At 71.1% G+C, this 8,887-nt stretch carries 9 protein-coding genes and 1 pseudogene; 9 read left to right on the top strand and 1 reads right to left on the bottom strand.

The genetic code is table 11. The features are described from left to right. The 8 genes and pseudogenes from I0C86_RS37045 to I0C86_RS37010 all read left to right on the top strand — a co-directional run. A pseudogene (locus tag I0C86_RS37045) lies at window positions 1–624 on the top strand (hypothetical protein); the annotation flags it as partial. A 17-nt stretch (window positions 625–641) separates the two neighbouring features. Further along, window positions 642–1,889 carry a hypothetical protein gene (locus I0C86_RS37040; protein ID WP_196205977.1) on the top strand — a complete coding sequence of 416 codons (1,248 nt, stop codon included), beginning with the start codon at window positions 642–644 and terminating at the stop codon, window positions 1,887–1,889. A 133-nt stretch (window positions 1,890–2,022) separates the two neighbouring features. Next, window positions 2,023–2,607 carry a TetR/AcrR family transcriptional regulator gene (locus I0C86_RS37035; RefSeq protein ID WP_196205976.1) on the top strand — a complete coding sequence of 195 codons (585 nt, stop codon included), beginning with the start codon at window positions 2,023–2,025 and terminating at the stop codon, window positions 2,605–2,607. Between the two features lie 71 nt (window positions 2,608–2,678). After that, entirely contained in the window at window positions 2,679–3,539 is an 861-nt protein-coding gene (locus tag I0C86_RS37030) for an alpha/beta fold hydrolase (protein ID WP_230395426.1), read from the top strand. 78 nt (window positions 3,540–3,617) lie between these two features. Next, a complete protein-coding gene (locus I0C86_RS37025; RefSeq protein ID WP_196205974.1) occupies window positions 3,618–4,067 on the top strand; it encodes a hypothetical protein in 450 nt (149 codons plus the stop codon). 85 nt (window positions 4,068–4,152) lie between these two features. Beyond that, window positions 4,153–4,560 (top strand): integrase, encoded by a 408-nt coding sequence (locus I0C86_RS37020; protein ID WP_196205973.1) that lies wholly within the window; start codon window positions 4,153–4,155, stop codon window positions 4,558–4,560. 72 nt (window positions 4,561–4,632) lie between these two features. Continuing rightward, window positions 4,633–5,220 (top strand): SigE family RNA polymerase sigma factor, encoded by a 588-nt coding sequence (locus I0C86_RS37015; RefSeq protein WP_196205972.1) that lies wholly within the window; start codon window positions 4,633–4,635, stop codon window positions 5,218–5,220. Further along, a complete protein-coding gene (locus I0C86_RS37010) occupies window positions 5,217–6,671 on the top strand; it encodes a WD40 repeat domain-containing protein (protein ID WP_196205971.1) in 1,455 nt (484 codons plus the stop codon). The genes I0C86_RS37015 and I0C86_RS37010 overlap by 4 nt, the downstream gene beginning before the upstream one ends. A gap of 203 nt (window positions 6,672–6,874) precedes the next feature. On the opposite strand, the gene I0C86_RS37005 is transcribed toward I0C86_RS37010, so the two are convergent. Continuing rightward, window positions 6,875–7,501 (bottom strand): hypothetical protein, encoded by a 627-nt coding sequence (locus I0C86_RS37005; RefSeq protein WP_196205970.1) that lies wholly within the window; start codon window positions 7,499–7,501, stop codon window positions 6,875–6,877. Window positions 7,502–7,925: 424 nt separating this feature from the next. On the opposite strand from I0C86_RS37005, the gene I0C86_RS37000 reads away from it, so the two are divergent. Next, window positions 7,926–8,594 carry a hypothetical protein gene (locus I0C86_RS37000; RefSeq protein WP_230395425.1) on the top strand — a complete coding sequence of 223 codons (669 nt, stop codon included), beginning with the start codon at window positions 7,926–7,928 and terminating at the stop codon, window positions 8,592–8,594. Window positions 8,595–8,887 lie beyond the last annotated feature (293 nt).

The following is an 8,887-nucleotide window of genomic DNA, read 5'->3' as shown; positions in this document are numbered from 1 at the left end:
GGGCAGACCGGACGGCGCCGGGCACAACTGGTGTTGACGGTGGCGAACGTGGACACCGGGAGGGTGGCTTCGGCGAACGTCGTACCCGGGGTGGTGGAACCGGTCCGGTGGCCCGGCGGTGGCGGCTGGCACCTTCCGGTGGCGCCGCTGTTGCGCGAGTTGGCCGGGACGGTCGGTGCCGGCTCGTGGACCGACGCGCGGAACTCGCCCGGGTCGGCCGACGGACCGGTGCTCTTCCTCCCCCGGCAGTGGAAACCTGACCTGTCCGAACCGGCCCGCCGGGCGTTGGAGGCGGCGACGATCGCGACCCAGAGCCACCATCCGTGGTACGTCCACCTCGGCCGGACCGCCGTCGAGCCGACCCGGAACCTGGCCGCCGACCTGGGCCGGCTCTGCCGGCTGGCCGATCTGCTCTGTCTGGACCTGGTGGTCGAGGCCCGTGGACGCGGCGCCGGTGGCGGCCTGTCCTGGGACATCCGCTACGAGGTCCCGGGCGGGCCGGTCCCGGCGCAGGCGCGGGGCTGGGCCGACGACCTGTCCGGCGCCGTCGCCCCGTCACCACGGTCACCGACGCGCTGTACGGACTGGACGAGCGCGGTCGCACCGCTCCGGGCCACTATCTGAACGGCGGTGACCGGCAGGTGCCCGACCCGCCCAGGATCGACCTCGACCAGCTCGAACGACGGATCATCGCCGACCGTATCGACGTGGCCACCGGTGACGCGACAGCGGGCGCGCAGGCGATCTGGCGGGACGGCCGCTGGTGGCACACCAGTCTGCGGGTCGCCGGGACCACCGAGACACTGACCGAGTGGACCACCGGCCAGATCGCCAGCCGGCAGGCGACCGTCCTGCGCCGTGGGTGGCAGCCGCCGGCACCGTCCTGGCTGGGCCCACCCATCGGGTACGTCGACTGCACCGACTGCGACCCGCACAGTCGGCTCCGGGCCTGCTCCTGCACACTGGGCGGCCGGCCTGCCGAACCCGACTGCCCCGCGTGCGCCGGCGCCGGTCGAAGCCCTTCGGCGTTGCCCTGCCACCGTTGCCGGGACACCCACCGGCTCCACCACGGGGTGAACGTCACCGTCACCGACCTGGACGGTCGAGTCGTACACCTCACCTGGCGGCCCGGCGACCCGGTCCCGGCGCCGCTGGTCGCGACCCAGCCCGGCGGCAAGCCGGTGCACCAGCTTCCCGTCGACTACCGGCTGGCGGACTGGGCCGGCACCTTCGGCGTACGCCCGGAAGACCTCGTCGAACTCGACGGCGGCGGATTTCTCGACCAGGATCTCCGGGACGGCGTCGTCACCGTCGACCATCCCGGCGCCGACGTGCTGGCGGCGTACCTCGAGCGGGCCGGGCGGGGCCGACCCGGTGCCCGGCTGTTCGTCGGTGCCGTCCGACCCGAGGTTCCCGACCTGGCCGACCTGATCCGGATCGTCCTCGGTCTGGGCCTCACCGTCACGATCACCGTCACCGACCACAGCCGCAACGCCGGGGACCTCCGGCTCGTCCGAGGCGAAAGCTGGGATGTCGCGGTCGGTCCCGCCGGACTGCCGGCCGTCCCGGCCGATCCGCCCACCGGGCGCGGCCCCGAGGCCGCGATCGCGTCCTGCCTCGAGTATCTCGAACTGGCCGTCGTCGGCAGCGTGCCCGACAACCCCACCGAGCCGATCCGGATTCCGCAGGCATTCGATCCCGCTCCGGTCGACGATCCCGTGCCGCTGCTCCGCCAGCTTGCCCGGCACCACCCCGGGCAACCCGTCGCCGTGCACTACAACGGAATCAACTGCCAGCTCCAGCTCCGCGAACGCGACACCGTCCGGCACCTGGCCACCGCAGCCACCCTCCCCGCTGCCCTCACCGACCTCGGCCTCCACCGCCAGTAGTGCCCACGCGCTCGATGCGCGCCTGGGCGGACGAGCTGAGGTGTTAGGAGGGGACCCTTCTTCTACAGAAAACGATAAGAAGGGGCCCTTCCTTGCACTTGACGGAACGAACGATCGTGCGGAAGATGGGGTTGTGGGGAAGGGTGAGCTGACCAAGCAGACCGTGTTGGCGACGGCGACCGAGATCGCCGGCCGGCTGGGGCTGGCCGGGCTCACCATCGGCTCCCTGGCCAGCCAGGTGGAGATGTCCAAGAGCGGATTGTTCGGGCACTTCCGCTCGAAGGAAGCGCTCCAGATGGAGGTCCTGGCGTACGCCCGGGAAAGCTTCGTCGAGACTGTCATCCATCCGGCGCTGGCCGCGCCCCGGGGCGAGCGGCGGGTCCGCACCCTGGTCGAACGGTGGCTCGCGTGCAGCCTGGGGCGGGAGCCGGGCTGCCTTATGGTCTCCGCCGCCGCTGAGTTCGACGACCAGCCCGGACCGGTCCGGGACCAGCTCGTCCGCGACCACCGGGATCTGATGGATTCGGTCGCCCAGATGTTCCGGACCGGGATCTCCGAAGGCGAGTTCCGGCCCGATGCCGATCCCGAGCAGTTCGCCCATGACCTGTACGGCGTCATGCTCGGGTTCTTCCACGCGCACCGCCTGATGAAGGATCCCGCAGCCACGTCCCGGAGTCGTCGGGCAGTGGACGCGCTGCTGGACAACGCCCGGATCTGACAGAACCCTGAGGATGGAGCGACATGGCCGCTTGGCGGAAGCAAAAAAGCACGATCGTTCGTGCGGTAACGATGGGGACGCTGCGGCTGACCTTCGGCGCGCTGGAGCGGATGGCGCCCGGACCGGGAGCGGTGCTTGCCGAGCGGATCTGGTGCACCGTCCCACGTGGACCCGTACGCCCGCCCGAGGTGCCCGGCGAACGTTTCACCGTTCCGCTGGGGGGTCGTACCGTCGTCGCCGAAGCCTGGGGTGCCGGGCCGGTGGTGTACCTGGTGCACGGCTGGGGTGGCTGGCGAGGGCAGTTCACCGGGTTCGTCGCCCCGCTGGTGGCGGCGGGTCACCGGGTCATCGCCTTCGACGCGCCCAGCCACGGCGAGTCGGCGCCCGGCGCGTACGGGCGGGGTAGAGGGCTGTTGCCGGAGTTCGTCGACGCGTTGGAGGCGGTGGTCCGGGTGGGCGGACCGGCGCACAGCGTCATCGGGCACTCCCTCGGCGGCACCGCCACCGCGATCGCGGCCCTGGACGGCCTGGCCGCCGAGCGGCTGGTCCTGATCGCGCCGATGGGCGACCCGATCGCCTACACCGCCGACTTCGCCCGAGCGCTCGGCTTCGGCGAGCGGATCCGGACCGGCTTCCTCCGCCGGATCGAACGGCGGGTCGGCCGGCGGATGCCGGAGTTCGACGTGCCGGCGCGGGCGGCGGGACAGGAGCGGTTGCCGCCGCTGTTCGTCGTCCACGACCGTGCCGACAAGGAGGTCCGGTACGCCGACGGCGAGGCGGTAGCGGCGGCCTGGCCCCGGGCCGAGATGCTCGGGTCCGAAGGGCTCGGGCACCGGCGCATCCTGCGCGATCCCGCCATCATCGACAGCGTCGTCGAGTACGTGGCCGGGGCGCAGGTCGGCCCGGCGGCGGCTTCCTCGATGCGGGAATAGCTTCCCCGCATCGAGGGAACTGGACAGTGGAGGAGCTTCCGGGACGACCGGGGGACGGGGTACGGAAGGGGCGACCGGATGAGAACGGACCAGGTGTGGGAAGCGACCCTTCCGCAGCGATGCCGGTCCTGCGGCGGCCTCCAGTCCTGCCGGGCCTGGGAGGCACTCGTCCAGGACCGGCTGCAGTGGACGATCCTCGGATCGTGCCCCGCCTGCGGTGACGGGGAGGAAGAGTTCGGCTGGGACGAGTCACCGCCCTCGGTGCGGTCCGCGCTGATCCAACAGTGCGGGCTGTTCCGGCTGCGCCTCCAGGCGACCCCGGAACTTCCCCGGGTGAGCCTGATGGCGGCGCTCCGCAAGGACGGCACCACGCTGGCCGACGTACCCGCCCTGGCCGAGCGCCTGGTGCGGACCGGGGTGACCGGAACCGAGATCGAGATGCGGCTCCTGGAACTCCGCCTGAACGCCGTCGGTGCCCAGGCCACGGTGAGCAGGGACGGTGCCGCCAGCGTTGCCGCCGCCGGCTAGGCCCGGCCGGAATCCGCTGGTGGGTCGTACCTCCTCCTGCGACCATCGAGCCGGTTTGGTGATGGCATCCGGACAGGGGGCAGGGATGAGGTCGAGACTGCGGAAGCTGTACGCCCATGATCGGCAGTTCGCGTGGAACGCGCGGATCGACCAGGTACGCACCGGCCAGGGGCTGTGCCGGTGTATCCGGCTCCGGATCTGGGGCGCCGGAAAGAACAGCCGGGCGTTGCGGGTCGACCTGCTGTCCAGGGCGACCCGGTCCCGGTGGGGTGATCCGGCGGCGACCGATGGGGCGTACCCGGAGTCGAAGGACGTCCGTGCGGTGATCGACTACGCCCTCGGCAACGGCTGGCGGCCCGACGACCTCGGCGGCACCTTCGTACTGTCCGAGGCGCGGCACGCACAGGAGTTGCTGCTGCCCGCCTTCGTCGTGACCGACCTGCTGCGGCTTGCCGAGCGGCCCACGTCCACCCGACAACCGGCGCCATCCTGACCGGACGGAAAGATTCGGCGTACACCCACCCGAGCGGACACCCCTGAGCGTGGTGATGGTCAGGAGGTGGGTGTGGATCCAGAGGAATCCTTCCGGGAGTACGTCTCGGGCCGGGTCGCGGCGCTGTCCCGCGCGGCGTACCTGTTGACCGGCGACCGACACCTGGCCGAGGACCTGGTGCAGCTCACCCTGGTCCGGGTGGCGCGACACTGGGAGCGGCTCGTTTCCCGGGGCGACCCCGACGCGTACGTCCGGCGGACCCTGTACACCCAGCACGTCTCCATGTGGCGGCGGCGGTGGCGGGGCGTCGACCTGCACGCCCAGCCACCCGAGGCGTCCACTCCGGACAGCACGGCGGGGCTGGTCGGGGCGCTGATGGTCCGGGACGCGCTGCGGCGACTCGCCCCGAAACAGCGTGCCGTGCTGGTACTGCGCTACTTCGAGGACCTGACCGAGGCCGAGGCCGCCGACGCGCTCGGCTGCTCGGTCTCGACGGTCAAGAGCCAGACCCGGGACGCCCTGGCCCGACTGCGGACGCTCGCCCCCGAACTCGCCGAACTGGTCGGCGGTTCGTCGGTCGGCGACTCCTCAATCGGCGCTGCCTCGGCCGGCGACTCCTCGGTCAGCGCTTCCTCGGTCGGCAGGGAGGGAAAGCGGTGAGCAGGGATCTGCGGACGGCCCTGGCGGAACTCGCCGACCAGATGCCACCGGCCCGGACCGACGAGGTGTGGCGGGCCGGGCGACGGATGCGTCGGCGTGACCGGACGCGGATGGCGGCCCGGCTGGTCGTGGTGCTTCTCGTGGCGGCCGCTCTGACGCTGCCGGCAGTGTGGTACCGCCCACTTCCATCTCCGGCCACGGGCGAGGCTGCGGTGCCGGCCCGGGTGTGGACGCCCTGGATGTGGCAGGGGACCGTCGCGCAGGCTCCCGCCGGCCCGGCGACACTGCTGTTCAGCGGCGACGGGTTCGGGCTCAGGGGCACCGATCTCTTCGACCACGAGGGCAAGGTGGCGGTGGTCGGTCAGGACGGGTCGTACCGGATGCTGCTGTACGGCGGCGCGCAGACCGTGGTGGGGGAGGAGGTCCAGGTCTCGCCGAACGGTCGGTACGTCGCGCAGGGCCATCTCGCCGGAACCGATCCCGGCTGGCTGGTCGTCACGGACCTGACCGACGGGCGCAGCCGTACGATCACCGGGCCGGACGGCACGACGTGCTGTGCCGAGCCGGTGGCCTGGGCCCCGGACGGTGACTCGGTGCTCGTCATGGACAGGCCGGCGTACCCGGTCGGGTTCGACCCGGTCACCGGGTACGGGATCGCCCCCGCCCGGCTGGTCCTGCTCGACCTGACCACGGGGGTCAGCCGGGTACTGGTCGAGGAGCTGGGGGACAGGTGGAAACTGCGTACCGCATCGCTGGCCGCCTTCTCCCCGGACGGTGCCTGGATCGCGCTCACCCAGGGAAGCCGGGTGAGCCTGCTGAACCGGTCCGGCGCGGTGGCCTGGACCAGGGATCTCGGGCCGGGCCGCCATCTGGCCGGAGTGGGCGCGTTCAGCCCGGACGGCCGGCGGATCGCCACCGTGGCCCTGGACGGCTGCCAGGACGAATGTGACCGGGCAGCGTTGGCCGCCCGGACCTGGCGGTTCGGCTACCTGGACGCGGCGAGCGGTGTGGACACCGACGGTCCCGCCATCGGCCCGGTCACCGCGATGGCGGTCCGGGCGCTCGGCTGGCGTCTCGGTACCGACCTGGTGGCGCTGACCTACCGGCCCGAGAACGACGCCAGGAAAGCCGCGGATGTCCCGTTCAACGACACCGGATGGTTCGAGGTGGGCGACGCGACCCTGGTCGCGCTGCGTCCCGGCGGTGGCTCCGACGTGCTGGTCGACTCGCCCGGGGAGGTGCTGGCGATGGACGTGCCACGCGACCTGCTGGAGTCGGGCCGGTTCGGTGGCCCGGCCCGCCAACCGGCACCGTTTCCGGCCCGGCCGCTCATCCTGCTGCCGGCGGTCCCGCTCGTCGTGGTGCTGATCGGCGTCGCCGTTCCGGTGATCTTCTGGGTACGCCGTCGACGTCGCCGGCTCGACGGGATCGAAGGTCTCCGAGGAGGTTGATCGGAGCGGGCTCCTCCGGCCGCCCGCCCGCCGGTGGGAGCGCGGCCGGAGGAGCCGCACCCCACCGGCCGCGACCTGCGACGGCGAACGGTTGCCGCCGTTCCGCGCGGACGACTGGATGTCGCACCCGGGCTGGCCCGCCCACGACCGGCCTTCCCAAAAACCGTCACAGAGTTCGAAAGGGCTTGGCGGCAATGGTCCGTTCAGCTCGGTTTGAGGCTGCCATTGGCGAATACCACATAACCGTTGGGCATCTGGCAACGCACCCGTAGTATCAGTTCATCGGCACCCTCGACGCTCGCCGACAGCGACTTGGGTTCGGCCATCCGAGCATCGAACAATTCCGCACTGGTCGTCCGGTTGATGGTGTCGTCGGGTGCGCGTGTGGCCAACAAGGCGTACACATGAACGGTGCTGTCGTGGTCGTCGGACGCGGGAAAATAGGGCCGGACCAAAGCGGTGAAATCGAGGTAGCGCCGCTGCAACCGGTAGGTCACCTCGCGCTGCCTGTCGGCACCCGCGTTGCTGGGGCACTTGATGACGACGGGCCGCTCGTATCCCGGCTGACCGTCGAGGGAGCGGGGCAGGGGGCTCAGGTTCGCCTCCCCCGCCTCGACCCGCAAGGTGTCCAGATGGGTGCGCACGCCGGTACCTGCGGTTGCGCGCTGCGTCGGACCGGTGGTCGGCGGCACCGGGTCGACCGGCGGGCCCGGACTGTTCGGGGGCGACGACGCCTCAGGGGACGACGGCGTCTTCGGGTCGACTTGCCAGTCGAAGATGTCGCGAGTCAGGGTAAGGACGGCGACGAGGACACTGGCCAGCGCCAGCACCGTCCCGATTTGCCAACGTCGACTCATCCTGCCGCCTCGTGGAGATCCTGGCGTACTGATGGGGTGGGAATTTCCGTCATTCGACACGGCTCCTCGGATCGTCCTTTCGGTGGCAGGCAACAGCTTGTTCGCCATTATCAACCCTGAATTGCGCATCCTGATCTGTCTCTGTCAGGTTCCTGATAGCGTCGATTCGGTGGGTCCGGGAGAAAGGCAGCAGAATTCCGCCGCGATTACGGTTGCCAGGAGATGAGCATAATGAGCGAACCCAATCCGCCGGGCGGCCTTCCGCCACAACCGCCCGGCTCGAATCCTCCGGCGTACCAGATTCCCTCACGGCCCTCGTCCGCCCAGCCGGCCGCCACCGCTCCGGTTCGTCCGGCCGGCCGGCCGGAAGAGCAGCCTGCTGGCCATCGGAATCTCGGTGGTGGCCCTGCTGCTGGCCCTCGGCTCGACGGTCTTCGCCTGGCGCGCCATCGACCAGGCCAAGGATGCCAAGGACATCGCAATCGGCCGGGCATCGCTGCCTGGCGGTGGACCGGCCACCGACGCGCCCGCGACACCCACCGGCCCGTCGACCACTGACCAGGGGCAGACGCCCGGCGATCCGACCACCGCCCCCGACGACGTGCCCCGCTCGCCGGGCGAGCCACCCGAGTTGAACGAGCGCACGGTGTACGAACCCAAGTACGAGAAGCAGAGCCTCGTTCTCAGGGCGAGATGCAGCTACGACATGTACGCCGATCTCGACGAACCGAGGGCGGCCGTCAACGAGGTTGGCTACGACCTCCGGTACGTCATGGGCTGCGGCAACGACGCGCCGAGCCTCAGGTTGGGCGACGGAGTGCGGGGAAGCGAGGCCGCCCGGCCCGGCATGACGCCGCAGGAATGCGTCGACGCGATCCGTACCGCCCCGATCGCCCAGGAGGGCAGGGTGCCGGTGCGCAAGGCGACGATGATCTGTGTGACCACCAACTACGCCGCCGCGCGAGAGCGTGGGGACGTGTGGCGGATGGTGCTGGTCGAGATCGTCGCGGTCGCCAACGACGGCGCCGTGACCATCCAGGCCACCGCCTGGAACATTCCCGGTTGACCGAGCGGTCGAAGAGCCCGCCCGGCCGGTTGCCACTTCCGGTCGGGCGGAACCGCTCGTGGGTCGACCCTCGGACGGGGCACGGGCGTCCCACCGCCGCGCGTCCTGCGGTGGAACCGCTCTCGGACGACGGAGGCTGATCGGCCTCGACCGATTCGTCACGGGCTGTGCATGGCGAGCCTCACAGTTCGTACCGGAACGATCCCGGGGTGCGACCGACCGTGCAAGCATCGACGGGAATTCACGTGGGCGCGGGGGGCGTCCACGTGAATTCCCGTCGATGCTTGCACGGT

Source organism: Plantactinospora alkalitolerans (genome assembly GCF_015690345.1).
GTDB lineage: Bacteria > Actinomycetota > Actinomycetes > Mycobacteriales > Micromonosporaceae > Plantactinospora > Plantactinospora alkalitolerans.
Note: the sequence above shows the minus strand (reverse complement) of the source record. Positions and strands in the feature narration are given on the sequence as shown.

Excerpts from the sequence above, each read along its gene's own strand:
- I0C86_RS37030 (WP_230395426.1), top strand. The coding sequence starts at position 2,679 with ATGGGGACGCTGCGGCTGACCTTCGGCGCGCTGGAGCGGATGGCGCCC.
- I0C86_RS37025 (WP_196205974.1), top strand. The coding sequence starts at position 3,618 with ATGAGAACGGACCAGGTGTGGGAAGCGACCCTTCCGCAGCGATGCCGG.
- I0C86_RS37020 (WP_196205973.1), top strand. The coding sequence starts at position 4,153 with ATGAGGTCGAGACTGCGGAAGCTGTACGCCCATGATCGGCAGTTCGCG.